General features: G+C 63.9%; 25 protein-coding genes. 12 read left to right on the forward strand and 13 right to left on the reverse strand.

The features are described from left to right. Positions 1-92: 92 nt before the first annotated feature. The 9 genes from C8N35_RS00005 to C8N35_RS00045 all read right to left on the reverse strand — a co-directional run bounded on the left by C8N35_RS00005 (position 93) and on the right by C8N35_RS00045 (position 9,103). On the reverse strand, positions 93-1,259 hold the full coding sequence (locus C8N35_RS00005) for an iron-containing alcohol dehydrogenase (RefSeq protein WP_107987599.1): 1,167 nt from the start codon (positions 1,257-1,259) through the stop codon (positions 93-95). 89 nt (positions 1,260-1,348) lie between these two features. After that, a complete protein-coding gene (locus tag C8N35_RS00010) occupies positions 1,349-2,737 on the reverse strand; it encodes an aldehyde dehydrogenase family protein (protein ID WP_107987600.1) in 1,389 nt (462 codons plus the stop codon). Positions 2,738-2,780: 43 nt separating this feature from the next. Further along, a complete protein-coding gene (locus C8N35_RS00015; protein ID WP_107987601.1) occupies positions 2,781-3,194 on the reverse strand; it encodes a type II toxin-antitoxin system VapC family toxin in 414 nt (137 codons plus the stop codon). Then, positions 3,191-3,568, reverse strand: coding sequence for a DUF7662 domain-containing protein (locus tag C8N35_RS00020; RefSeq protein ID WP_107987602.1), 378 nt, complete (start codon positions 3,566-3,568; stop codon positions 3,191-3,193). The genes C8N35_RS00015 and C8N35_RS00020 overlap by 4 nt, the downstream gene beginning before the upstream one ends. A gap of 60 nt (positions 3,569-3,628) precedes the next feature. Further along, positions 3,629-4,999, reverse strand: coding sequence for a glutamine synthetase family protein (locus C8N35_RS00025; RefSeq protein WP_107987603.1), 1,371 nt, complete (start codon positions 4,997-4,999; stop codon positions 3,629-3,631). A 281-nt stretch (positions 5,000-5,280) separates the two neighbouring features. Then, positions 5,281-6,333, reverse strand: coding sequence for a TRAP transporter substrate-binding protein (locus C8N35_RS00030; RefSeq protein ID WP_107987604.1), 1,053 nt, complete (start codon positions 6,331-6,333; stop codon positions 5,281-5,283). A 136-nt stretch (positions 6,334-6,469) separates the two neighbouring features. Further along, positions 6,470-7,795, reverse strand: coding sequence for a TRAP transporter large permease (locus C8N35_RS00035; protein ID WP_107987605.1), 1,326 nt, complete (start codon positions 7,793-7,795; stop codon positions 6,470-6,472). Next, the gene (locus tag C8N35_RS00040) at positions 7,792-8,301 is read right to left on the reverse strand and encodes a TRAP transporter small permease subunit (protein WP_210203334.1); all 510 of its coding nucleotides are present in this window, start codon (positions 8,299-8,301) and stop codon (positions 7,792-7,794) included. Before C8N35_RS00040 ends, C8N35_RS00035 begins: the two co-directional genes overlap by 4 nt. A 64-nt stretch (positions 8,302-8,365) precedes the next feature. Then, complete coding sequence (locus C8N35_RS00045) at positions 8,366-9,103, reverse strand: N-formylglutamate amidohydrolase (RefSeq protein WP_107987606.1); 738 nt, start codon at positions 9,101-9,103, stop codon at positions 8,366-8,368. 219 nt (positions 9,104-9,322) lie between these two features. Between C8N35_RS00045 and C8N35_RS00050 the strand changes: the two genes are divergently transcribed. Continuing rightward, positions 9,323-10,186 carry a MurR/RpiR family transcriptional regulator gene (locus C8N35_RS00050; protein WP_107987607.1) on the forward strand — a complete coding sequence of 288 codons (864 nt, stop codon included), beginning with the start codon at positions 9,323-9,325 and terminating at the stop codon, positions 10,184-10,186. Between the two features lie 21 nt (positions 10,187-10,207). Here the strand turns inward: C8N35_RS00050 and C8N35_RS00055 are convergent, their stop codons facing one another. From C8N35_RS00055 to C8N35_RS00070, 4 genes are all read right to left on the reverse strand, one after another. Next, the gene (locus C8N35_RS00055) at positions 10,208-11,137 is read right to left on the reverse strand and encodes an NAD(P)-dependent oxidoreductase (RefSeq protein WP_107987608.1); all 930 of its coding nucleotides are present in this window, start codon (positions 11,135-11,137) and stop codon (positions 10,208-10,210) included. A gap of 231 nt (positions 11,138-11,368) precedes the next feature. Next, on the reverse strand, positions 11,369-11,836 hold the full coding sequence (locus C8N35_RS00060) for a MaoC family dehydratase (RefSeq protein ID WP_107987609.1): 468 nt from the start codon (positions 11,834-11,836) through the stop codon (positions 11,369-11,371). Positions 11,837-11,931: 95 nt separating this feature from the next. After that, positions 11,932-12,690 (reverse strand): DUF1194 domain-containing protein, encoded by a 759-nt coding sequence (locus tag C8N35_RS00065; protein WP_107987610.1) that lies wholly within the window; start codon positions 12,688-12,690, stop codon positions 11,932-11,934. Positions 12,691-12,825: 135 nt separating this feature from the next. Next, positions 12,826-13,245, reverse strand: a complete 420-nt coding sequence (locus C8N35_RS00070; RefSeq protein WP_428977091.1) for a GNAT family N-acetyltransferase — start codon at positions 13,243-13,245, stop codon at positions 12,826-12,828. 318 nt (positions 13,246-13,563) lie between these two features. Here C8N35_RS00070 and C8N35_RS00075 point away from each other — a divergent pair, with 318 nt between their 5' ends. The 11 genes from C8N35_RS00075 (at position 13,564) to C8N35_RS00125 (ending at position 23,630) form a co-directional block, all read left to right on the forward strand. Next, positions 13,564-14,553 (forward strand): ABC transporter substrate-binding protein, encoded by a 990-nt coding sequence (locus C8N35_RS00075; RefSeq protein WP_107987612.1) that lies wholly within the window; start codon positions 13,564-13,566, stop codon positions 14,551-14,553. Beyond that, on the forward strand, positions 14,543-15,355 hold the full coding sequence (locus C8N35_RS00080; protein ID WP_107987613.1) for an ABC transporter permease: 813 nt from the start codon (positions 14,543-14,545) through the stop codon (positions 15,353-15,355). The genes C8N35_RS00075 and C8N35_RS00080 overlap by 11 nt, the downstream gene beginning before the upstream one ends. Before the next feature lies 1 nt (position 15,356). Further along, positions 15,357-16,064 carry an ABC transporter ATP-binding protein gene (locus tag C8N35_RS00085; RefSeq protein WP_170121967.1) on the forward strand — a complete coding sequence of 236 codons (708 nt, stop codon included), beginning with the start codon at positions 15,357-15,359 and terminating at the stop codon, positions 16,062-16,064. Positions 16,065-16,235: 171 nt separating this feature from the next. Further along, positions 16,236-16,568 carry a hypothetical protein gene (locus C8N35_RS00090; RefSeq protein WP_107987615.1) on the forward strand — a complete coding sequence of 111 codons (333 nt, stop codon included), beginning with the start codon at positions 16,236-16,238 and terminating at the stop codon, positions 16,566-16,568. Positions 16,569-16,973: 405 nt separating this feature from the next. Continuing rightward, the gene (locus C8N35_RS00095; protein WP_428977092.1) at positions 16,974-18,749 is read left to right on the forward strand and encodes a methanol/ethanol family PQQ-dependent dehydrogenase; all 1,776 of its coding nucleotides are present in this window, start codon (positions 16,974-16,976) and stop codon (positions 18,747-18,749) included. Between the two features lie 369 nt (positions 18,750-19,118). Then, the gene (locus C8N35_RS00100; RefSeq protein WP_107987617.1) at positions 19,119-19,661 is read left to right on the forward strand and encodes a c-type cytochrome, methanol metabolism-related; all 543 of its coding nucleotides are present in this window, start codon (positions 19,119-19,121) and stop codon (positions 19,659-19,661) included. After that, positions 19,658-21,064 (forward strand): quinoprotein dehydrogenase-associated putative ABC transporter substrate-binding protein, encoded by a 1,407-nt coding sequence (locus tag C8N35_RS24000; protein WP_210203338.1) that lies wholly within the window; start codon positions 19,658-19,660, stop codon positions 21,062-21,064. The genes C8N35_RS00100 and C8N35_RS24000 overlap by 4 nt, the downstream gene beginning before the upstream one ends. A gap of 37 nt (positions 21,065-21,101) precedes the next feature. After that, entirely contained in the window at positions 21,102-21,299 is a 198-nt protein-coding gene (locus C8N35_RS00110; RefSeq protein WP_107987619.1) for a hypothetical protein, read from the forward strand. After that, positions 21,266-22,270, forward strand: a complete 1,005-nt coding sequence (locus C8N35_RS00115) for a quinoprotein relay system zinc metallohydrolase 2 (RefSeq protein ID WP_170121968.1) — start codon at positions 21,266-21,268, stop codon at positions 22,268-22,270. The genes C8N35_RS00110 and C8N35_RS00115 overlap by 34 nt, the downstream gene beginning before the upstream one ends. Continuing rightward, entirely contained in the window at positions 22,267-23,100 is an 834-nt protein-coding gene (locus tag C8N35_RS00120; protein ID WP_107987621.1) for a quinoprotein dehydrogenase-associated SoxYZ-like carrier, read from the forward strand. The genes C8N35_RS00115 and C8N35_RS00120 overlap by 4 nt, the downstream gene beginning before the upstream one ends. Further along, on the forward strand, positions 23,097-23,630 hold the full coding sequence (locus C8N35_RS00125; RefSeq protein ID WP_107987622.1) for a DUF3280 domain-containing protein: 534 nt from the start codon (positions 23,097-23,099) through the stop codon (positions 23,628-23,630). The genes C8N35_RS00120 and C8N35_RS00125 overlap by 4 nt, the downstream gene beginning before the upstream one ends. The last annotated feature ends 96 nt before the right edge of the window (positions 23,631-23,726 follow it).

Below are 23,726 nucleotides of genomic sequence, written 5' to 3' on the forward strand. Positions count from 1 at the left end.
CCAAACGATCCAAAACACCCATGACTGCCTCCAAAAGACAGTCTTGAATCACGCATCGATCCAAATGTGAATCCCATTAGAGTCCACACAACCTAGAGCTTGCCCGTCAATGCCGCATCGAAAATCGCCCGCGCGCCTTGCGTGGTGAGTTCGATCGGATTCCCTCCCGCGGTGGGATCAACGACGGCCATCTCGGCGATCAGATCAGCCTTTTCGCCGTCAATCCCGAGTTCCGCGATCGTGTTGGGGATGCGGAGGTTGCTGCGCATTTCCATTACCCAGGCCAGGAAACCGTTGAAACCGGTCTGCGGCAGCTCCAGGAATGCCGCCAGACGTCCCATCTTGCCCTCGATCGCGCTGCGGTTGTGGACGAGCACGTAGGGCATGAAGACCGCGTTGGTCAGGCCGTGATGGGTGTTGTAGAGGGCGCCAACCGGATGGGAGAGCGCGTGGATGCCGCCGAGCCCCTTCTGGAAGGCGGTGGCGCCCATGGCGGCGGCCGACATCATGTGCGCGCGGGCCTCGATATCGGAGCCATCCTTGTAGGCGCGCGGCAAGGCCTCCTTGACGAGGCGCATGCCCTCGATCGCAATGCCTTCCGACATCGGATGGTAGGAGGGCGCGCAATAGGCCTCCAGGCAATGGGCGAGCGCATCCATGCCGGTGCCGGCGGTGATCGCCGGCGGCATGCCGACCGTCAGCTCCGGATCGCAGATGACGATCTTCGGCAGCATCAGGGGATGGAAGATCACCTTCTTGGTGTGGGTTTCCTCATTGGTCACCACGCCCGCGCGCCCAACCTCGGAACCGGTGCCGGCCGTGGTGGGCACGGCGACGATGGGGGCGATGCCGTCGGCGTCCGCACGCTTCCACCAGTCGCCCACATCCTCGAAATCCCAGATCGGACGCGTCTGGCCGGTCATGAAGGCGATGCACTTGCCGGCATCGAGCGCGGAGCCGCCGCCAAACGCGATGACGCCGTCATGCCCGCCGGCCTTGTAGGCGGCAACGCCAGCCGCAACGTTGGCGGAGACGGGATTGGGCTGCACCTGGGAAAAGAGCTGCGCCTCCATGCCGGCCTCCTTCAGCACGTCGAGCGCGGCGGCCGTGATCGGCAATCCGGCAAGGCCCGGATCTGTCACGAAGAGCGGCCGGGAGATGCCGGCGGCGGTCGCCGCCCTGGCGAGTTCCTTGATGCGTCCGGCGCCAAAGCGGATGGAGGTTGGATAGGACCAGTTGGCAGAAGGCGATGTCGTCATGATGGACCCGTTGAAAGGAAGATGAGAAAGGAGACGCGGCTCTTCCTGGCGAAGCCGCGCCCGGGCATTGCCGGCAGGAGCGCGCCCGATCAGATCTCGGTGCGCAGGTGATAGGACTTGGGCCGCGTCAGGTTCTCGTAGCCAATGGAGGACAGCGCACCGCCCCGCCCGGTATCCTTCACGCCGGTCCACACGAGGCCGGGATCGACATAGTCGCATCGGTTCATGAAGACCGTGCCGGTCTCGATCTGGTCTCCGATGGCAGCCGCGACGCCTTCGTCCCGCGTCCAGATCGAGGCGGTGAGGCCGTAGGGGCTGTCGTTCATCAGCGGGATGGCGTCCTCGTCGCCATGCACCTTCATGATGCCGACGACTGGGCCGAAGCTCTCCTCGCGCATCACAGACATCTGGTGATCGACGTTGACGAGCACCTGCGGCGCCAGATAGGGCGAGCCCGGCTTGTCCATGGCGAATTTCGAGGTGTCGATGAGCGGCTTTGCGCCCTTGCGCACGGCTTCCGCAGTCTGTTCGCGCACCCATTCGGCAAAGCGCGTCTGCGCCATCGGCCCGAGCGTCGTCTCCTCTTCCAGCGGATTGCCGAGCACGTACTGGTTCGTCATGTCGACGAAGCCCTCGACGAAGCGGTCGTATACGCTGTCGTGGACGTAGATGCGCTCGATGCCGCAGCAGCACTGGCCGGAATTGAAAAAGGCGCCATCCACCAGACTGGCGATGGTCTGGTCGAGGTCGGCATCCGCGCGCACCAGCGCCGGGTCCTTGCCGCCGAGTTCCAGACCGAGGGTCGCGAAGGTGCCGGCGGCCGCCGTCTCGATCGCCCGGCCGCCCGCCACGGAGCCTGTGAAGTTGATGTGGTCGATGTCGCCGGAGCCGAGCAGCGCTTCGGTCTGGGCATGCGAGAGCACGATGTTCTGGAAAAGCCCCTTCGGCAGGCCCGCCGCATCAAAGGCCTGCTGGAAGCGTTCGCCGACAAGCAGCGTTTGCGCGGCGTGCTTCAGCAGCACCGCATTGCCCGCCATCAGCGCCGGCATGATGGTGTTGACGGCGGTGAGGAAGGGATAGTTCCATGGCGCGATGACCATGACGAGGCCAACGGGCACGCGCTTCACATAGCGGGTGAAGCCGGGTTTCGGCGCGGGCACCACATCCTTCAGGGCGCTTTCCGCCAGTTCCACCATGTAGCGGGTGCGTTCCTCAACGCCGCCCATCTCGCCGCCGTAGCGCACGGGCCGGCCCATCTGCCGGGCGAGTTCCGGCACGATCTCCTCGTTCATCGCGAGAAGCGCCTCGAGCGCGGCGAGGACGTATTTCCCGCGCTCGGCGATGGAGACCCCGGCCCATTCGGCCTGCGCGGCCTTGCCGGCGGCGACCGCATTGGCAATGTCACCGACGGAGGCGACGGGCCTTTCGACATAGACGGAGCCGTCGACGGGAGAGACGAGTTTCACGATTTCGGACATTTCGATGTTCCAGGTGGTCACGATATTTGGCGATGGGCACCCGTCAGCAGGCGATCGCCTGCACGTGGCCCTGTTCTGAGTAGTCAAGAATGGCGCGATCACGGGTCATGATGCTGTAGCCGTGTTCACGTGCCGTCGAAATGATGATGCGGTCCATTGGGTCGTTAGGCGGCCCGCCCGGCAGAAACGATGCGTTAATGAGGATTTCGGCAGAGGCTTGAGCGAGAACCGCACCGTCTGTTTCGGTCAACCGACCGAACCATGCCTGCGCCGTCAACCCTGTGCGGTAGCGATTTCGCGCGATCAGAAGCCCGATTTCCCACGCGGTCATCACCGAAACGTAGACCGCCTGCCCCCGCGCTGCCGCATCGTTGAGAAGCTGCACTGCAGGTTCGGCCAGTGGTTCGTCGTCCATTATCCAGATGGCCGCACAGGTATCGAGCAGGATCGGCGTCATTCGTATACCTTACCCCACTCCGGATCCGCCGGCTTGGTCAGGTCGACACCTTCAGCGAGACGTCCGAGCCCCTTTGTGCGGCCGAATAGAGGATGCCGCCGGCCAACGGAAAAACCCGCCTTAGCCGCGAGCTCATTCGCGCGAACGAACACGAGGCGCTCTCCCTCCGTATCGACTTGTTCGGTACGGAAGCCCGCCGCCAGCCATTCAGCCGTCATCGGGTTGTTACTCGGGTTGTTACTCCACCAGGCCGGATACTGCTTGGAGGCGGGCAACGAAAATCCGAGCAGGGTTTCGACATCCCGAAAGGTCATGGCAACCCGGGCCCCGTCCTGCGTCTTTAGAAACGTACGCAATGGCGTGTACTTTCCCATTGGCGCATCCTCTCATCAATGAAGGTTATTACAGCTTTATAGAACTTTAATTACCTTAGGTCAATAACGCTCGAAGCCGCGCTTCAACTCCCAATCGGTGACGCGGCGGTCGTATTCGAGCTGTTCCCATTTCGCGGTGTGGACATAGTGATCGACCATGGCGTCGCCGAAGGTCGCGCGCATCAGGGCTGAGCCGTCGAGCGCCGCGGTCGCCTCTCGCAGGGTTTTCGGGATTTCGCGAAGATCTTCGCCCACATAGGCATCGCCGACATGGGGGCTGCCGAGTTCCAGCCCTTCCTCGATGCCGGCAAGACCGGTGGCGATGAGGGCTGCGAAGGCAAGATAGGGGTTGAGGTCGGCGCCGCCGATGCGGCACTCGGTGCGGATCGCCTTCGTCCCCTCCCCGCACAGCCGGAAGCCGGCGGTGCGGTTGTCGCGCGACCACACGAGCTTGGTGGGGGCGAAGGTGCCGGACTGGAAGCGCTTGTAGGAGTTGATGTAGGGCGCGAGGAACACCGTCATGTCGGCGGCATATTTCAGCTGGCCGGCCATGAAGCTCTTCATCAGCGCCGACATGCCGAACTCGGCATTCTTGTCGTAAAAGAGCGGCGTCTTGCCGGCCTTGTCCCAAAGCGAGGCATGGACATGGGCGGAGTTGCCGGCGAGCTCGTAATCCCATTTCGCCATGAAGGTCACGGCCTTGCCTGCGAGATGCGCGATCTCCTTGATGCCGTTCTTCAAAACGACATGCCGGTCGGCCATCTCCAGCGCGTCCGTGTAGCGGACGTTGATCTCCTCCTGGCCCGGCCCCCACTCGCCCTTGGAATTTTCCACCGGAATGCCGGCCTCCTGCAGACCGTTGCGAATGGCCCGCATGACGCCCTCTTCCTTCGACGTCTGGAAGATGTGGTAGTCCTCGATATAGCGCCCGGCGGTATCGAGATCGCCATAGCGCTTCTGCCGGGCGCTCTCGTAAGATTCGTCGAAAAGGTAGAATTCCAGTTCCGAGGCGAAGAAGGCGCGAAAACCCTTTTCCTCCAGCCGGTCGATCTGGCTCTTCAGGATACCGCGCGGGGAATGCGGCAGCGGCGCGTGGTGGTGATGATCGAGCACGTCGCAAAGCACCAGCGCTGTGCCCTCAAGCCACGGAATGCGCCTCAGCGTCGCCATGTCAGGCTTCATGACGAAGTCGCCGTAGCCGGTCGCCCAGTTCGTCGCCGCGTAGCCCGGCACCGGCTCCATGTCGATGTCGTTGGCCAAAAGGTAGTCGCAGCCATGGGTTTCCTCGTGGCCGCCATCGACGAAGAAGCGGGCATGGAAGCGCTTGCCGATCAGGCGGCCCTGCATGTCGGTGAAGCAGACGAGAACGGTATCGATCTCGCCGGCGTCCACGGCCCTTTTGAGATCATCGAATGAGAGATTGCCAGACATGGAAGACCGTCTCTTGTTGCGGCACGAGGGCCGGAAATAATAGCCATTGGCTCCCCCTTGGTGGAGGAAAGAGAAAGGCCCAGGCATCTCAGAGCGGAGCCCGGGATCGGTGTCGCGGCGCCACTCCCGTTCTCTCCGCCGTCATTGCCCGGCACCCGCTTTCGCGGGCACAGGCTCCGTCCGGGCAATCCAGTCGGGTCGCCATCTGCGTTGCGACCTGCCATGGATCCCCCGGACGAAGCCGGGGGATGACGGTGGAGAGTTGAGAACAAGCGGGCCGCCTAGCTGTAGCGATAGGGCCGGCCGGCCTTCTTCATGGCGGCGGAGTAGTCGCGCAGGATCTTCACCACCCTGGCCTTGCGCTCGCTTTCCGCAGCGATCTCGTCCCAGAACTCCTGGGCGGCATCTTCCACCGTCTGCCATTCGGCATCGGGAATGGTGGTGAGCTGCATCTTGGTGCCTTCCACGCGCAGCTTCGCCTCGCCGCCCCAGTACCAGTGCTGGCGGTAGTAGTGCGAGGAATCCATCGCCAGCTTCAAAAGCGTCTTCAGATGGTCGGGCAGCGCGTCGTACTTCTCGGAATTGGCGAAGAACGAGCCGATCCAGGCGCCGCAGATGTTGTTGGTGAGGAAGTACGGCGTCACGTTGGCCCAGCCGACCGTGTAGTCCTCGGTGATGCCCGACCAGGCGATGCCGTCGAGTTCGCCGGTCTGCACGGCGACTTCCGCATCCTCGTACGGAATGTTGACCGGCACGACGCCGAAGCGCGACAGGAAGCGGCCGGCGGTCGGGAAGGTGTAGACGCGCTTGCCCTTCAGGTCCTCAAGGCTGCGGATCGGGTCCTTGGTGTTGAAGTGGCACGGATCCCAGGAGCCCGCCGACAGCCACTTGACGCCCTCGACCTCGCCATAGGCCTCTTCCCAGATCTCCTTCAGGCCCCACTGGTTGAACAGCACCGGCACGTCGAGCGAATAGCGCGTGGCGAAGGGGAAGTAGCCGCCGAAGACGGCGACATCGACCGGCGCGGCCATGGAATCGTCGTCCGACTGCACCGCGTCGATGGTGCCGTTCTGCATGGCGCGGAACAGCTCGCCCGTGGGTACCAGCTGGTCGGCAGTGTAGAGCTCGATCACCATCTCGCCGTTGGCGACCTTGTTGAAATCGTCGATCGCCGGTTTGATGACATGCTCGGCCAGAGCGGGGCCGGCATAGGTCTGCAACCGCCACTTGATCTGCGTCTGGCCGTGAACGGCGGGGGCGGCGAGCGTCGAGGCACCGGCGGCGGCGGCCGTGGCGAGACCGGCGTTCTTCAGGAAGTCGCGTCTGTTGGTCATGTCTTTCATTCCCCTGCTGGTATCTCACGGGCGCTGCCGGCGTTTTGGTCTGACGCCTTTGCCGGGAACCCCGTTTGGTGGAGTCGGTCTTCCTCTCCAATTGACCGGAGCGACATGCCCCGGTCGCTTCTCATCGCTAGCGGCTGTAAACGAGCTGCGGCAGCCACAGGGCGATTTGCGGAAATATGGTCACGATGACCAGAGCCAGGATCATCACCGCCACGAAGGGTACGACCGAGCGGTAGATGTCCATCAGCGATACCTGCGGCGGCGCCATCGCCCGCATAAGGAACAGGTTGTAGCCAAACGGCGGGGTCATGTAGGCGATCTGGCAAGTGATCGTGTAAAGCACGCCGTACCAGACCAGATCGAAGCCGAGCGCCCTGACAAGCGGGATGTAGAGCGGCGCGACGATGACCAGCATCGCCGTGTCGTCCAGAAACATGCCCATGATCAGGTAGGAGAGCTGCATCAGGATCAGGATCTCCCAGGGGCTGAGCTCCAGCCGGTCGACGAAGAAGGCCTCGATCGCCTTGACCGCGCCAAGCCCGTCGAAGACCGCGCCGAAAGCGAGCGCCGCGAGAATGATCCACATGAACATGCAGGAGATGCCGAGCGTCTTCTGCGTGGTCTCGTGCAGCACCTTGAAGGTGAGCCGTCCGCGCACCAGCGCCGCCAGCATGGCGCCGAGCGCGCCCACAGCGGAGCTTTCGACAAGGCTCGTCTTGCCGGTCACGAAAAGCCCCATCATCGCGGCGAAGATCAGGAGCGGGATGATGCCGGCAACCGCGAACCTGAGCCGGTCCTGCGCGGTGAGTTTCTCGCGGGCCTCCCTCTCCAGCGCGGGGCCGTATTCCGGGGTGATCCAGCAGCGCACGGCGATGTAGAGGATGAAGAGCGCGGCCATCAGCAGCCCCGGCAGCGCGCCGGCGAGCCAGAGCTGGCCGACGGGCTGGCGGGCGATCATGCCGTAGAGCACGAGAACGACCGAGGGCGGCACCAGGATGCCGAGCGAGGAGCCGGCCTGGATGACGCCGGTCACCATCACCTTGTTGTAGCCCCGGCGCAAAAGCTCCGGCAGCGCGATGGAAGCGCCGATCGCCATGCCGGCGACCGAAAGCCCGTTCATCGCCGAGATGATGACCATGAGAAGGATAGTGCCGATGGCGAGCCCGCCGTTCACCGGCCCCATCATCACATGGAACATCTTGTAGAGATCGTCGGCGATGCCGGATTCCGACAGCATGTAGCCCATGAAGATGAACATCGGCAGGGTGAGGAGCGGATACCACTTCATCAGCTTGATGGAGGCGGAGAACGCCATTTCCGAGCCGCCGGTGCCCCACAGCAAGAGCGAGAAGATGACCGCGACGAAGCCGATGGCGCCGTAGACGCGCTGCCCGGTGATGAGCAGCACCATCATCGTGGAGAACATCAGGATGGCGATGAGTTCGTAGCTCACGAGAGGCTCTCCCCGCGCGCCGTCGCCACATCCTTGAAGAAGATCGCCAGCGCCTGCAGCAGCATCAACGTGATGCCGATGCACATGATGACCTTGATCGGCGCCATGTAGGGCCGCCACGAGGAGTAGCTGCGCTCGCCATATTCGAACGCATAGATGGTGGAGGAGAGGCCGCCGTAGAGCAGCACGACGAGGTAGACGAGCAGGAAGATCACCGTGACCGCGTCGATGATCGCGCGCGAACGCAGCGACCAGCGGCCATAGACGAGATCCATGCGCACATGGTCATCGGCCTGCAACGACCAGGCGCCGCCGAGCATGTAGTAGGCGACCATCAGGAACTGCGCCATCTCCAGCCCCCACAGCGGCGGGATAAAGAACGAGTTCATGAACGACGAATAGAGCAGGATGCCCATCATCGCGAAGACGAGGTACATGGCGAAAAGGCCGACGACGCGGTTCACCGCGTCGACCCATCGCACGTAGGTCCTTATTGCTTTCGGCACAGCCAACGTTCCCTGTCGTAGTGGCCCCCTGCCGGGGATGTCCGCCCTGTCTTTTTCGCAGTGGTCAGACCTGTTCCTTGATGACCGCCTCCCGAGCGGATGCCAGTGCGACGGCAAGACGCTCCGCCCAGGCAAGCTGGGTCTCCTTCGAAGCGATCTCGTCGTTGCGAATCTCGATCATGACTGAGGCAAGCCCGCGCGCCTCGCCGTGCAGGGCGAGCGTGTAGTAGACGCCGTCCTGCGGCGAATACGGTTGGTTGTCGGCAACGACCAGCGCCGCATCCCGCCCCAGTTCCGCAAGCAGGCCGTCGGCCAGCCGGCGGTCCCGGTCCGACAGGATGCCCACATGCCAGGGCCGGGCGACGCCCTTGTAGACGGGCGTGTAACTGTGAACCGCGACGAGCAGGCTTTGCCGCCCCTGCGCGGCGCGCGCGTCCAGCACGGCGTCTATGGCCGCATGATAGAGCCGGTGGACACATTCGATACGGGCATCGCGCTCAGCCGCATCAAGCTCCGCATTACCGGGAATGGCCGTCGTTTCGCTCACCTTGGGGATCAGATCGGGGGCATCCGGCATGCGGTTGCAATCGATGACGAGACGGGAAACCGTGGCGTAGATCAAAACCGCATCGAGACGCGCGCTCAGTGCTTCGCAGACTTCGAGCGCGCCGGGGTCCCACGCGATGTGACTTTCGAGAGCATCATGGCCGAGGCCCAGATCGGCCAGCGACTTGGGAATAGCGTTGCAGGCATGATCGCACAGGATCACGAAGTCGGACTTTCCGGCAGCATTCTCCACCATGACCGGTTCGTCTTGCCCCGCCACGCACCCCTCCACCATGCACGTCCCCCATGCTCGTTTGGGATCCTCCCGGCCTCAATGTCAGCGGCCGTAACGAATGTTACAGAATCCGGTTTTTCAACCAGTTCTTTTTGAGATATTACAGGGCGGGACAGCACTGTCAATTTCTACCAAAGGGGAAAATACGTTGGGGCATTCGGTCCAGCCGGAACAGGCGTCATGACGGCACAGACGCGGGGACAGGAAACGGTGGCAGAGGCGATCCGCGCCGGGCTGCACGCATTGACCGCGACGGAACAGAAGGCGGCACGCACGCTGCTGGCGGGCTATCCGGTCACCGGGCTTGAAACCGTGGCGGAATTCGCCCGGCGCGCCTCGGTCAGCGCGCCGACGATCCTGCGTTTCGTCGCCAAGCTCGGTTTCGACAGCTATCCCGACTTCCAGCGCGCGCTGCGGGCGGAGCTGAACGCCCAGCTCGCCACCCCGCTCGCCAAACGGGACGCGCCGCCGCAACGACCCGACAGCGGCGACAGCGCATTCCTGGAGCGCTTCCGCTCCGCGCTTGCCGACAACCTGGCCCAGACCTTTGCGCATCTGCCGGGCGGCGAATTCGAGGCGACGGTGCAGCTTTTGGCGCAGACGCGGGGCCAGGTCTACGTGATTGGCGGCCGGTTCACCGATGCGCTGGCACGCTATCTCTCCGCCCATCTCAGGATCGTGCGTCCCGGCGTCGTGCAGATGGCCGGACAGGCCGACAACTGGCGCGACCAGTTGCTCGACATGTCCCGCAAGGACTTGCTGATCGTTTTCGACATCCGCCGCTATTCGGAAGACCTCGCCCGCTTCAGCGCGGCGGCAGCGAAGCGCAGCGTTCCGGTCGTGCTCCTGACCGACCAATGGTTATCGCCGATCGCCGCTCATGCCCGGCACGTGCTCTCCGCCCGCGTCGCCGCTCCCTCCAACTGGGATTCCTCGGTGGCGCTCCTGGGCCTCGCCGAAGCGCTGGTTGCAGGGACGACCGAGGCCCTGTGGGACAGTGCACGGCCGCGCATCGACGCGCTGGAAGAAATGCGCGGGGATTGAGAGAACACCGCGAAGGCACGCTCACGGCTCCTTTCGCGCCGCCGTCTCCCATGCCCGGATCGCCTCCGTGTGGTCCTTCGTGCCGCCGAGCGCATCACGGGCTTCAAACCACATTCGGCTGGTGGCTTCCACGAGCGGCAGATCGAGACCGATGCCCTTTGCCAGATCGCAGGCGATGCCGACATCCTTGGCGAGCAGCGCCAGCGCAAAGCCGGAGGCGAAATCCTGCGTCAACACCTGCGACCTGATCGTGTTCTCGGTGGAGAAGTTACGACCGGTGGAGACGTTCATGATGTCGATCATCACGGCGGGATCGAGCCCGAAGGCCCGGCCTGCGATGAGCGCTTCGGCGGCTGCGGCGAAGCCTGCTGCGGCCACATAGTTGTTGAGCGCCTTCATGGCATGGCCGGAGCCGAGCGGCCCCGTTTCCATGACATCCCTGCCCATGGCCTCCAACACGGGCCGGGCCCGGGCGGCAAGGGAGGCCTCGCCGGCGCCGATCATGATGGTGAGCGTCCCCTCACACGCTCGCGGTACGCCGCCGGAGACCGGCGCATCGACCATCGCGAGACCGCGCGCCTTCAAGGTCTCGCCCAGATCGCGGGTTCCCAGCGGATCGGACGACGACATGTCGATGAGAAGGGCGCCGGGCGCAAGGTGCGCGGCCAGACCGCCCTCTTCCGCCTCAAGCATTACATGCCGGACGATCCCGCCGGTGGGCAACATGGTCACGACGGTATTGCAGCTGTGGCCCATTTCGGCCAGAGATGCCGCAGCCTGCCCGCCGATCTCGTCGACGAAGCGCGCACTGCGGCGCGGGTCGGTGTCGTAGACACTCACCTGAAAGCCGCAACGCACCAGATTGGCCGCCATCGGCCAGCCCATGTTGCCGATGCCGATGAACCCCACGCGGCCGCCCGCCGTGTTTTCAAGATCGGGAGCTTCCGCCATGGCTACCTCGCCTCCCGCAAGGCCAACGTGCCGCTCGCAGCCTCGCGGGCCCCCGGCCCGCGCCCGAATTTTCCGTCTTTCGCCATTGTTTCCCTCCCATGCCGCACACCGGCAAACGGTGCGCGGCGTTCCTAAAGTTGCTCCCGCAAGCTTCGCACCATCCGCAGCGTCGGACAGGGCGGTATTTACTTGCCAGATTAACTAAAATGGACAGGAAGGAAACAGCCGAGTTCAGCCGTTGACGTAAAGCCGGGTCAGCCAGTCGGCGACAAGCGCCGGTCGGTCGAGGCCCTCGATCTCCACCGTGATACGGTGACAGAAGGTGAATTCACCGGACTTGCGCTCGTCCGCCGAGACGAGTTCAACGCGCCCGCGCACACGCCCGCCGGTCGGCACCACATGCAGAAAACGCACCTTGTCAAAACCGTAGTTGATCAACATGCCGGCGCCCTGGATGCTGGGTTCTGCTTCCCGCGCCATGCGGGTGAGCAGCGACAACGTCAGAAAACCATGAACGATCGTGCCGCCGAAGGGGCCTTCAGTGGCCGCGCGCTCGGCGTCGACATGAATGAACTGATGATCGAACGTCAGATCGGCGAAGGTGTCGATCATCGCTTGGGTGATGGTGATCCAGCCCGATACGCCGACTTCCTCACCTATACGTTGCGCATAGGCATGCGCGTCAACTCTCTGATCCATAACTGATCCCGGCATCCGTTTCTGCCTTGCCACAGCGCATGCTGCACTGCAACGTCGCGTGATCTCATAGACCAGAAACGTACCACCCGTAAATTTCAGTTTTTTGCGATCATGAGTTCCCGTAGCAGCTTTCGGCGCAACGCATCGCCGAAATCATGGAAATCGCGGGCCTCCACGAGAAAGGCGCCGTTGCCTCCGATGACCTCGCGCGCGAAGAATCCGACGATGCCGTCGGGCGGCTGATAGTCTGGAAACGCGAGCCGACCGTCGATACTGGCGACCCGGGTCTGCTCGATGATCGGCAGTCCGTTGATGGTCACGCCCGCATCCACCGCCTCGTCACGGGAGGCCGCGGCGCGTCCTCCGTCCCAGGCGAGATCGCTCGCCACGTCGATCACCATGCGCGCTTCCGGGAACGGACTTTCGGTGAGTTTGCGCGTCGCCTCGCGCAAGCCCGCCTCCAGCGCGGTGTTGCCGGCGCTGGTGCGCGGGGCGGCGGCGATCGAAAGGCCGAAGGCGACCGCATCGGCCTTGCCGCGCAGGACCCGCCAGTCGAGTACCGTTTCCACCGCATTCCGGTCGGAGAATTCCACGTAGGTCACAGCAACGCCGCCGGCGGCCTCGATGGTCGCGATGACGTCGGCATCGGCGAAGGCCATGCGGTAGCCCTCCTTGATCAGAACGTACTCGTTGGCATCGACGCTGTAGGAGACATCCGTCAACAGCACCAGAGCGAGCGGAACGATGGCATCTGGGACCGGCGGCTCCTCCGCCCGCGCCCGATCCGCACCCCACCCCACGCATATCGCCGCGACCATCGTCGCGCACATCGCCAAACCCCTCGCTGACCGCATCTCCGCCCTCCGTCGTTGCCCCTCAGCCAACGGATATGCGCAATTATTGCGCTTATTCGAAAAAAGGCGCAAGAAGTGCGCTTACGCAAGGGTGATTACGGAGGCCTGCGAGAAGCACCATTCGCGCTCAGACGTTCACCGCGGCGTCGGGCTCGCGTCGAGGCTCATGCGGATGTTCTCGTGCGGCAGATCGTTGTCGTCGCGTACGCGACGTTCGGTCTCGCTGAAGCCAAGGCGGCGGTAGAAGGCGCAGGCGCGCACGTTCTCCGCATAGACCTCCAGCGACAATTCACCCTTCCGCGCCCGGGCATGCGCGACAAGAGCCCGGCCGATTCCCTGCCCCTGGGCGGAGGGGTCGACAAAAAGACCGCCGATGAAAGCGCCGAGCAGGCCGATGAAACCGACTGGGGCACCGTCCACACAGGCGACCCAGACCTCGGCCTCTTCCAGATAGGTCTTCTCGATAAGCACACGCTGGCGACGCAGAAGATCCTCACCCAGAAAGGCATGGGCCTCGAGCGAGGCGTTGAACCAGATCGAAGACAGGATCTTCATATCCGAGGCGGCGTAGGGGCGGATGGACACAGGGGCGCTAGTCACAAGTCTCTCCAGGCAGTTTGCGGCGGCAGGACGAAGGGACACGCGGGCTTTCCAAACCACCTGCCTTTCGCCATGCGGCGCGCCATATAACATGTAAGCCTGGCTCCAAGAGCCCTTGCCCTTAGGCACTATATTCAAGCCCTCCCGACATTCGCTACTATCGCAACGGAACCATCGCCTGATCGCACGCAAAGATGCGACACCGGCGGGAGTGAAAGCGCCGAAAGGGAACCGGCGGCGCCAAAGCCGGATCCGGAGCGCCTGGGAGGACACATGCGCATCTGCAAGATCATGACGGCCGCCGCCGTGGCGCTCGCGCTGACGCTCGGTGCGGGACTGGCCAGAGCCGCCGACACCATTCGCGTGGGCGTTTTGAAATACGGCACCGTCAACTGGGAGCTTACGAGCCTCGCCAGCCACGGCTTCGATACGCAAAGCGGCATCAAGGTGGAGATGATTCCTTTTGCCTCCAACCAGGCGACGCTGGTGGCATTGCAGGCCGGCGAGGTCAACGTCATCGTATCCGACTGGCTGTGGGTCTCGCGCCAGCGTGCGGCGGGCAGGGATTTCACCTTCGTGCCCTTCTCCTCGTCGGTCGGCGCGCTGATGGTACCGGCAAATTCCGACATCAGGGAACTGGCGGATCTCAAGGGCCGCAAGGTCGGCGTTGCCGGCGGGCCGCTCGACAAGGGCTGGCTCACCTTACGCGGCCTTGCCGAGCGTGACGCGGGCTTCGATCCGGCCAACGAGAACGAGATCATCTACGGTGCCCCTCCACTTCTGGCCAAGAAGCTCGAACAGGGTGAACTCGACGCCGTTCTCAACTACTGGCACTACGCCGCCCGGCTCGAGGCCAAGGGGTTCCGCCGGGTGCTCGACGCCAATGATGCCGCGATCCAGCTCGGCGCGGAGGGCGCCATCTCGGCGATCGGCTATGTCTTCGATGAGCGCTGGGCCAATGAACACCGCAAGGCAATGCTGGGCTTCGTCCATGCCTCGCAAGAGACCAAGGAACTGCTGAAGACGTCCGATGCCGCCTGGGAGGAGCTTCGCCCGGCGATGGGTGCGGAGGACGACGCGACATTCACAGCCCTGCGCGACCGTTTTCGCGCCGGCATCCCGGAGCGTCCTCTGAAAGCCGAGATTCAGGACACCGCCCATATCTACCGGTTGCTGGCCAAGCTCGGTGGGGAAAAGCTCGTCGGACCTGCGACTGAAATGGCGCCCGGAACCTTCTGGCACGCGCTTGTCGATGGATCCTGACGTGGTCGCGGAAACAGCAGAGGCGGAAGAAACGCGACGCACCTCCCGCCGGTATCGGCGCGTCCCAACGAGCCTCCTTTCGCTCGCCCTCTTTTTCCTCACATGGACGGTCGCGGCCTGGTGGGCGCACGATCCCGATGTCCCGACACCGTTTGCGGTCGCCGCCTTCATGGCGCGCGAAGCCGCCAACGGTGACCTCTTCTACCATCTCTCCATCACCCTCGCCCGCGTCGCCGCCGCTTTCGTCGTATCGATGGCGGTGGGCACGGCGATCGGGCTCGCGATGGGACAGTGGCGCGAAATCGACCGGTGGCTGGATCCCTGGCTGATCCTTCTCATCAACATGCCGGCGCTGGTTCTGATCGTGCTGTGTTACATCTGGATCGGACTGAGCGAAGCCGCCGCGATCACGGCCGTGGCGCTCAACAAGACCCCGAATGTCGTTATTACGCTGCGCGAGGGCGCGCGTGCCCTCGACCCAAAACTTGCGGAAATGGCGCGCGTCTATCGTTTCTCACGCCTGGCTCTGGTGCGCGACGTGATGCTGCCCCAGCTCCAGCCCTATATCGCCGCGGCCTCGCGTTCCGGCCTCGCGCTGATCTGGAAAATCGTGCTGGTGGTGGAACTTCTCGGCCGCTCCAATGGGGTGGGCTTCCAGATTCACCTCTATTTTCAACTTTTCGACGTGACCGCCATCCTCGGCTACGCCTTTGCCTTCGTCGCGGTCATGATCGCTATCGAATACATGCTGGTCCAGCCCCTTGAAACACGACTTACCCGCTGGCGCGCGAAGCCGGCTTGACGTGCGCATCGACGCCAAGGACTTCGACCGGGTCGAGAGCGGCCGGATCGCGGTGCTGCGCGATCTCGCCTTCTCGCTGGAACCCGGCAGCTTCACCTGCCTGATCGGGCCGTCGGGATGCGGCAAGACGACGACGCTCCGGATCATGCTCGGGCTCGATCGCGATTTTCGCGGCGAGGTGCGCCCGCCCTCGCACGACGCCCGGATCGCCGCCGTCTTTCAGGAACCGCGCCTGCTGCCCTGGCGCACGGTGGAACAGAATGTCCGGCTCGCCCTGCCGAAGAACGCGACCCCCGATCTGGATACGCTCTTCGAGACGCTGGGTCTTTCCTCGATGCGTTCAAGCTATCCCGAGGAGCTGTCGCTGGGCCTTGCCCGACGCGTTGCGCTGGCGCGCGCCTTCGCCATTGATCCCGATGTGCTGCTGCTCGATGAACCCTTCGTATCGCTCGACGAGGCGACGGCGAAGCGGATGCGCGCGCTTTTGTTGCGGCTGTGGCGCGGGCGCGGGGTGACCGTGCTGATGGTCACGCACAATGTGCGCGAAGCGGTGGCACTCGCCGACCGATTGCTGTTGATCGACGGGCGCCCCGCGCATCTGACCGGCGATGTGCCGCTGCCCCTGCCGCAAGAGATGCGCACACCGGAGCATATGGCGACGCTGCTCGACGACCTTGGCAAGACCTATCCCGACACGCTCCAGTCCTAACGCGCGATCCATGAACAAGGCCGGATTCCAGTCGTTTTTCCGGATGCTTGCGGCCTGGACCCAAAGCTCCTTTGACCGTTTTTTCTCCTCGCCTATCTTGTCGCGTAGCGGAGAATGTCGCTCCGTGAACAGCGAGTGCGACCGAAAGTGGCCAGACGACCGAAAATCCTCATGCTCGCCGGCGTGACACGAAAAAACCGTCATCAGATCACCGCGGACGTCAACGATGCCGTCATGGGCGTCGGAGGGTGGATCAAGAGCCATACCCTGTTCTCCAACATCGCGACCACATTCCACTTCGCCCTGCCGTCGGACCGCATGTCCATGTTGCGCGAGCGCATGGTTGAGGCGGGCGTCAGACTGGATGAGGAAAGCAATGCCAAACACGACGCGATGCCGAAAGAACCGGTCTCCCGATCGGATGGGATGGCGGCATCGCTGAACCTCACATTCATCCATACGGAACCCGACCTGCGCCGTGACGTGCCCCGCGTCCCCGGCTAGGGGGCGGGCGCTACCGCTTACCAAGAGTCAAGCAAATCGACCCGCCCCGGATTGGCAGACGACGATGCGCCGTCCTGCAAGAAACGGACGCCCGGGACGCGAGAACGGTCGCCATTCTACCAAGCGGCGGAAAAACGAGGCGATCCCGATTGAATTCCCTTGCGTTTTACCTGTTAAATCGACCGTAAATTCCGATCTTAATCAATTATGCCAAGCCGTTAGTACTATGGTTCTATCGACATTACCCTAGGGTTTTCACAGAGTTCTCATGCTCGTTTGCGCCTGACAGGCGGAGCGGGACCGGTGCATCCGGGCCCCGCATAAAAACAAGGCCCGCCGTAGCACGCCAACAACAAGCGTTAGGGGATGGAAATGCAAAGGTTCAAAGTCCTGGCGGCCGTCAGCATGGTCGCCGTGACAACTTCGTCTTTCGCCTATGCGAATGACGAACTCGTCAAAATGCAAGAAAACCCGAAGAACTGGGTTATGCAGCTGGGTGACTATTCCAGCACCCGTTATTCCAAGCTCGATGAAATCAACAAGAGCAATGTCGGCAACCTGCAGGTCGCCTGGACCTTCTCGACCGGCGTGCTGCGTGGCCATGAGGGCGGCCCGCTGGTGATCGGCGACATCATGTATGTCCACACGCCGTTTCCCAACAAGGTCTTCGCGCTTGATCTCAACGACAACGGCCGCATCATCTGGAAGTACGAGCCCAAGCAGGATCCGGACGTCATTCCGGTGATGTGCTGCGACACGGTCAACCGCGGCGTGGCCTACGGCAACGGCATGATCTTCCTGCATCAGGCCGACACGACGCTGGTTGCGCTCGACGCCAAGACCGGCGAAGTGAAGTGGAAGGTCCAGAACGGCGACGCCTCCAAGGGCGAGACCGGCACCTCGGCGCCCATGGTCGCCGGCGACAAGGTTCTGGTCGGCATTTCCGGCGGCGAGTTCGGCATCCAGGGCCACATGACGGCCTACAACATCGCCGACGGCTCGATGGCCTGGCGCGCCTATACCAGCGGTCCCGACGACAAGATCATGCTGGATCCGGAAAAGACCACCTATCTCGGCAAGCCGGTGGGCAAGGATTCCAGCCTCAAGACATGGGAAGGCGACCAGTGGAAGCTGGGCGGCGGCGCCACCTGGGGCTGGCTCTCCTACGATCCGGAGCTGAACCTCGTCTATTACGGCTCCGGCAATCCCGGCACGTGGAACCCGACCCAGCGCCCCGGCGACAACCGCTGGTCGATGACCATCTTCGCCCGCGATCTCGACACCGGCATGGCCAAGTGGGTCTACCAGATGACCCCGCATGACGAATGGGACTATGACGGCGTCAACGAGATGATGCTGGTCGACATGGATGTCGACGGCAAGACGCACAAGGCGCTGGTCCATCCGGACCGCAACGGCTTCGCCTACACGCTCGACCGCGAGACGGGCGAACTGCTGGTGGCCAAGAAGTACGATCCGGCCGTCAACTGGGCGACGGAAGTCGTGATGGATCCCTCCAGCGACCAGTACGGCCGGCCGCAGGTGGTGTCCGACTACTCCACCGACCAGAACGGCCCGGATGTGAATACCCAGGGCGTCTGCCCTGCAGCGCTCGGTACCAAGGACCAGCAGCCCTCGTCCTATTCGCCGAAGACGGGCCTGTTCTACATCCCGACCAACCACGTCTGCATGGATTACGAGCCCTTCCAGGTCTCCTACACGGCGGGCCAGCCCTATGTGGGGGCGACGCTGTCCATGTTCCCGGCGCCTAACAGCCACGGTGGCCTTGGCAACTTCATCGCCTGGGACGCCTCCAAGGGCGAGATCAAGTGGTCCATCCCCGAGCCGTTCTCGGTGTGGTCGGGTGCGCTTGCGACCGCTGGCGACGTGGTTTTCTACGGAACGCTGGAAGGCTATCTGAAGGCCGTCGACGCCGAGACCGGCAAGGAGCTTTACCGCTTCAAGACGCCGTCGGGCATCATCGGCAACGTCACCAGCTACGAGCATGACGGCAAGCAGTATATCGCCGTCTATTCCGGCATCGGCGGCTGGGCCGGCATCGGTCTGGCGGCGGGCCTGACGGAGGGTACCGAAGGCCTCGGGGCCGTGGGCGCCTATCGCTCGCTGTCGAGCTATACCAATCTCGGCGGTCAACTGACGGTGTTCGCCCTCCCGGACTAGGGCGTGCGGTTCCTCGCAAGGGACGCAAGCTCCTGTCGCTTGCAGGGCTGCCCGACCGCCGCCAACCGCGGGGCGGGCAGCCAGGCACGAACACCCGACGCGGGGCCGGTACGACGAGCCGGCCCCGTCTTCTGGACCCGATGAGATATCGCGGGCCCAGGCTCCCGCAATAGCGCGGCCACGGTGTCTGAGATCGGAAAGAAAAGCATGGCGGAGGAGACGGGCCGGTCGAGTGCCAGCAACGTCTGACAACCGTTGAGGAGGAGACGGCCGGCCGGGTCCTAGCACCCGCGCCCCAGCCGGAAGCGAATGAGGCCAGGTCACAACGGCGAAAACAGCCGGACCGGCCGATCCGGGGAGAAGGGTTTTATGCGTTTTGGTTTTTCAGCGCGTCCGCATCTTGAGACGAAGCCATGCCAGGAGACATTCCGGCGCGTACTCGCTGCGGCAGCGGGAGGCACGGCAATCGCGCTTGCCGCTCTGGTGATGACGGGAAACATGGCCACGGCCGCCAATGACGAAAAGTCGTGGGAAGAACATCCCTACATCATCAAGGATGGCAAGGTGGACTACGGCGTCTACAATGGGTTTCGCCGCTACCACTCCACCTGCCACGTCTGCCACGGCCCGGACGGGCTCGGCTCGTCCTATGCCCCGGCGCTGAAGGACTCGCTGAAAACGATGTCCTACGAGGATTTCCTGGAAGTCGTCGTCAATGGCCGTCAGGTGGTCAACGCCGCCCAGGATTCCGTCATGCCCTCCTTCGCGGAAGTGCCGGACGTGATGTTCTACATCGATCACATCTACGCCTATCTGAAGGCACGGGCGAACGGCGACCTTGGCCGCGGGCGACCGAAGCGCCTGCCGCCGGACGAAGATCCGGTCTTCCAGGAATGGAAGGCCAGCCAATGATGGGGGGCCCTACCAGTCGTCGCCTGACAATCGCCGCCGCACTCTGCGCCGGAGCGGTTATGGCGGCGGCTGGCGGCCCCGCACGGGCCCAGGAGAACACCGCGAACCCCGACGTGGTCGACCGGACAGAACTCCGCGTCTGCGCGGATCCCGGCAACCTCCCCTACTCCAACGACAAGGGAGAAGGCTTCGAGAACAGGATCGCCGAGATCGTGGCTGAGGAACTCGGCCTGCCGGTCCGCTACACCTGGTTTCCGCAGACAATCGGCTTCGTGCGCCGCACGCTCGGCGAGAAGCGCTGCGACCTCATCATCGGGGTGGCGGCGACCAACGAGCTGATGCAGAACACCAATCCCTACTACAACTCCACATATGTGATGGTACACCGCAAGGATGCGGCGCTGACCGGCTCGCTCGGGGATCCGGCTCTGGCGGGGTTGAAGATCGGCGCCCAGCCGCGCACGCCCGCCGCCTCGCTTCTCGCCCGGCACGGCCTTCTCGGCCACATGAAGTCCTATCCGCTGATCGTGGACACGCGGCTTGAAAAGCCCGCGCGCGCCATGGTGGCCGATGTCGAGAACGGCACGATCGACGTGGCACTCGCCTGGGGGCCGCTCGCCGGATACTGGATCCGCGAGGTGGCCCCGGACCTCGTCATGGTGCCGATCGAGTCGGAAGCCGGCACCCGCCTCTCGTTCCTGATGTCGATGGGCATCCGCTACAACGAACCGGACTGGAAGCACCGGCTGAACCGTATCCTGCGCAAGCGCAAGGACGATATCGACGCGATCCTCGCCGCTTACAACGTGCCGTTGCTCGACCGGCGGGGACAGTTGATCAAGGCGCAAGATACGGCGGAGGCCGGGCCGAAGGCAAAGCCGGTGAAAGGCGCGCCGGTCCCAACAGCAAAGACGGCGAACACCATTGCGGAGCCTGAGGGATACCGGATGGACGATTACCGCGCCCCGGTGCCGGCAGGCCTTGCCGGCGCGCGCACGGTCGATGTCGAGGGCTTGATAGCCCTGCGCAAAAGCGGCGATCCGGTGCTGATCGACGTCTTTCCCGCCGCCCGCAAGCCGCAAGGCCGCTCACCCGACCAGATCTGGCGCGAACCGAAGCGGGCGACCATCAAGGGCGCGCACTGGCTCGCCAACATGGGGTTCGGCGCGCTGTCGGACCACGAGGAGTCTGCCTTCCGGGCGGAGCTGGAACGGCTGAGCGACAATGGCAAGCGCACGCTCGTCTTCTTCTGCGAACCGCAATGCTGGATGTCGTGGAATGCCGCCAAGCGGGCGCTCACCTACGGGTTTGACAAGGTGGCCTGGTATCCGGGCGGTGTCGCCAGATGGAGCGAGGCCGATCAGTTGCTGGAAGAAATGCGCCCCTGGCGGCCGGCTGAATAAAAGGCGCGGGGCACAACGCGGTTGGAGGCATCTGACCATGTTCGAAGTGCTGATCACCGCCTGTCTGGCGGCTGCACCGGCCCAGTGTTCCACGTTCGAGCTGCGGCTGAAACTTTACGACGATATCGGCCAGTGCGCCCGGCACGCGCAGAGCGACGTCGTGCGCTGGGCCGACCACAAACCGCAATGGCGGATCGCGAGATGGGCCTGCACCGCACCGGGAGAGACGATCTGATCGAACGATCGCCGCGCGGACTTTTCCGCACGCGGCGACAGGTGCTTGTCGGCCTCGCGGCGACAGCGGGCGGCTTTGCTTTGCCGATTTCCACAGCCACGCTCGCCGCCGCGGCACTTCCCTTCGCCGAGATCGCCGACGGCATTTTCGTGCGCTATGGCCTGCAGGAGGAAATGAGCGCGGAAAACGGCGCGGCGATCGCCAATATCGGCTTCATTGTCGGCGAGGAGAGCGTCGCGGTGATCGATACCGGCACGACGACGCAGCAGGGAGCAGCGCTGAAAGCGGAGATCGCCCGCATCACAGACCGGCCTGTCAGCCATGTCATCGCCACCCACGTGCATCTCGATCACTGCTTCGGGCACGGCGCGTTTGCCGACGAAATCGGGGCCGGCCGCGTCGCCAATGTCGGCCACCACCGCCTGCCGCAGGCGCTTGGCGAGCGCGGTGGCTTCTATCTGGAGCGGATCCGCGCGCTTTCGCCCGACTTCGCCGATACGCGCTTCATTCCGCCGACGACGCTCGTCGACACGGTGACGATCATAGACCTCGGCAACCGGCGCCTGACGTTGCGGGCCTGGCCCACCGCCCACACCGACAACGACCTGAGCGTCGAGGATGCGCGGACAGGGACATTGTGGACGGCGGACCTGCTGTTTGCCGGCCGCATTCCCGTCATCGACGGCAGCGTGACCGGCTGGCTTTCGGTGCTGGAGGATCTGGCGGGGCGAAACGTCGCCCGCGTGGTGCCGGGCCATGGCCCGGTGGACACGACCGCCACGACACTCCAGCGCGAACGGACCTATCTCGCCGCCTTGCGCGAGGGCGTGAGGACAGCAATCGACGAGGGACTGGGGATCAACGAAACCGTAAGGCGGCTTGCAGATCTCGGCCGCGGGGACTGGCTGCTCTTCGATGCCGTCCATGGCCGCAATGTCGTTGCCGCCTATACCGAACTGGAGTGGGAATGATGCGCCGTGCCTCGACTGCCCGCCTCGGGCTCGCGATGACTTTCATGCTCGCCGTCGCCTTGCTGGGGGCGGTGTTCCCCCACGCGGCACACGCAGCGGAGGACGCGTGGACGGACATCCGCGCGGCCGTCTTCGGCGACCGTGAAATCGCCGACGGCGCCGGGGTAATCGCGCTCGAAACCCCCTATCGCGCCCATGATGCGGCCGTTGTGCCCATATCCGTTACCGCGCTTATTCCCCAGACGACGGAGCGCTACATCGCGAAGCTCACGCTCATCATCGACGAGAACCCGGCCCCGGTCGTGGGGACCTTCGGCTTCTTTCCCGAAAACGGCATCGCCAGCCTTTCCACCCGCGTGCGCGTCAATGCCTACACCAATATTCGCGCCGTGGCGGAAACCAGCGACGGCCGGCTCTTCATGGTGGCGAACTACGTGAAGGCCGCCGGTGGCTGTTCGGCCCCCGCCGGCAAGGACCACGCGACCGCGATGGCTCGGCTCGGCCAGATGCGCATGCGCCAGATCGGCGACTGGCACGCGGGTGAGCCGGCACAAGCCCAGTTCATGGTGAGCCATCCGAACTATTCCGGCATGCAGACCGACCAGGTGACCCAATTGTGGATCCCGGCCGATTACGTGCGCACGATCGAGCTTTCCATGAACGGCAAGCCGATCCTCACTTTCGATGGAGATATCTCCATGAGCGAAAACCCGAGTGTGCGTTTCTTCGTGAAACCCAAGGAGGGCGAGAAGCTGACGGCTCATGTCACCGACACCGAAGAGCGAAGCTTCTCGCAAAGCTGGAACGTGAAGCTGGAGCCGGGCTCATGAGGCGGGTCGCTGCGATCGGATTTGCTGTCGCGACGGGCATCATGGCGGGCATCTGGTCCGGGGCGGCGGCGGCGCGCGATACACGTGTCGCGGTCTTTCCCTTCGCGTTCAGGGACACCTCCATCGAGGGAGAGGTTGGCGGCGTCAATCCGGCCGAAACGGAACGCCTCTTGAGGATCACGCGGGAGGCGGAGGACCGTATTGCCGCGCGCGGAGCGGATCTCGTCGACCTTTCCGCACTCAAGGACGATGTGGCAACCCTTCCCGCCCCGTGGAACTGCCTGGACTGCGCCGCCCGGCTTGCCGGCACCGCCGGCGCCGATGTCAGCATCACCGGCTTCGTGCACAAGGTCTCCACGCTCATCCAGTCGATCTCGATCATCGCCTGCGACGCAAGGACGGGCAAAATGCTCGGCAACGCGTCGGTCTCGATCCGAGGCAACACCGACGAGGCGTGGAAGCGGGGTGTGGACTATATCCTCGACCGGGGTTTGCTCGGCGAAGAGGTCGAGACGGCGCTGAAACAGTGAGGAGGAAGCCCCACAGGCTCCATGGCGCAGCCCGCCGCCGGCGGATTGCTCTCCGCCATCTGCCCCATAGCCACGCCCTTCATTCTGCGCCACACT

The sequence above is a fragment of the Breoghania corrubedonensis genome (assembly GCF_003053845.1).
Classification (GTDB): Bacteria; Pseudomonadota; Alphaproteobacteria; order Rhizobiales; family Stappiaceae; genus Breoghania; species Breoghania corrubedonensis.

What these genes read in the sequence shown, in the direction of transcription:
- C8N35_RS00005 (WP_107987599.1), bottom strand. Translation starts at nt 1,259, where the DNA reads ATGACGACATCGCCTTCTGCCAACTGGTCCTATCCAACCTCCATCCGC.
- C8N35_RS00010 (WP_107987600.1), bottom strand. Translation starts at nt 2,737, where the DNA reads ATGTCCGAAATCGTGAAACTCGTCTCTCCCGTCGACGGCTCCGTCTAT.
- C8N35_RS00015 (WP_107987601.1), bottom strand. Translation starts at nt 3,194, where the DNA reads ATGACGCCGATCCTGCTCGATACCTGTGCGGCCATCTGGATAATGGAC.
- C8N35_RS00020 (WP_107987602.1), bottom strand. Translation starts at nt 3,568, where the DNA reads ATGGGAAAGTACACGCCATTGCGTACGTTTCTAAAGACGCAGGACGGG.
- C8N35_RS00025 (WP_107987603.1), bottom strand. Translation starts at nt 4,999, where the DNA reads ATGTCTGGCAATCTCTCATTCGATGATCTCAAAAGGGCCGTGGACGCC.
- C8N35_RS00030 (WP_107987604.1), bottom strand. Translation starts at nt 6,333, where the DNA reads ATGACCAACAGACGCGACTTCCTGAAGAACGCCGGTCTCGCCACGGCC.
- C8N35_RS00045 (WP_107987606.1), bottom strand. Translation starts at nt 9,103, where the DNA reads ATGGTGGAGAATGCTGCCGGAAAGTCCGACTTCGTGATCCTGTGCGAT.
- C8N35_RS00050 (WP_107987607.1), top strand. Translation starts at nt 9,323, where the DNA reads ATGACGGCACAGACGCGGGGACAGGAAACGGTGGCAGAGGCGATCCGC.
- C8N35_RS00055 (WP_107987608.1), bottom strand. Translation starts at nt 11,137, where the DNA reads ATGGCGGAAGCTCCCGATCTTGAAAACACGGCGGGCGGCCGCGTGGGG.
- C8N35_RS00060 (WP_107987609.1), bottom strand. Translation starts at nt 11,836, where the DNA reads ATGGATCAGAGAGTTGACGCGCATGCCTATGCGCAACGTATAGGTGAG.
- C8N35_RS00065 (WP_107987610.1), bottom strand. Translation starts at nt 12,690, where the DNA reads ATGCGGTCAGCGAGGGGTTTGGCGATGTGCGCGACGATGGTCGCGGCG.
- C8N35_RS00070 (WP_428977091.1), bottom strand. Translation starts at nt 13,245, where the DNA reads ATGAAGATCCTGTCTTCGATCTGGTTCAACGCCTCGCTCGAGGCCCAT.
- C8N35_RS00075 (WP_107987612.1), top strand. Translation starts at nt 13,564, where the DNA reads ATGCGCATCTGCAAGATCATGACGGCCGCCGCCGTGGCGCTCGCGCTG.
- C8N35_RS00080 (WP_107987613.1), top strand. Translation starts at nt 14,543, where the DNA reads ATGGATCCTGACGTGGTCGCGGAAACAGCAGAGGCGGAAGAAACGCGA.
- C8N35_RS00090 (WP_107987615.1), top strand. Translation starts at nt 16,236, where the DNA reads ATGCTCGCCGGCGTGACACGAAAAAACCGTCATCAGATCACCGCGGAC.
- C8N35_RS00095 (WP_428977092.1), top strand. Translation starts at nt 16,974, where the DNA reads ATGGTCGCCGTGACAACTTCGTCTTTCGCCTATGCGAATGACGAACTC.
- C8N35_RS00100 (WP_107987617.1), top strand. Translation starts at nt 19,119, where the DNA reads ATGCGTTTTGGTTTTTCAGCGCGTCCGCATCTTGAGACGAAGCCATGC.
- C8N35_RS24000 (WP_210203338.1), top strand. Translation starts at nt 19,658, where the DNA reads ATGATGGGGGGCCCTACCAGTCGTCGCCTGACAATCGCCGCCGCACTC.
- C8N35_RS00110 (WP_107987619.1), top strand. Translation starts at nt 21,102, where the DNA reads ATGTTCGAAGTGCTGATCACCGCCTGTCTGGCGGCTGCACCGGCCCAG.
- C8N35_RS00115 (WP_170121968.1), top strand. Translation starts at nt 21,266, where the DNA reads ATGGGCCTGCACCGCACCGGGAGAGACGATCTGATCGAACGATCGCCG.
- C8N35_RS00120 (WP_107987621.1), top strand. Translation starts at nt 22,267, where the DNA reads ATGATGCGCCGTGCCTCGACTGCCCGCCTCGGGCTCGCGATGACTTTC.
- C8N35_RS00125 (WP_107987622.1), top strand. Translation starts at nt 23,097, where the DNA reads ATGAGGCGGGTCGCTGCGATCGGATTTGCTGTCGCGACGGGCATCATG.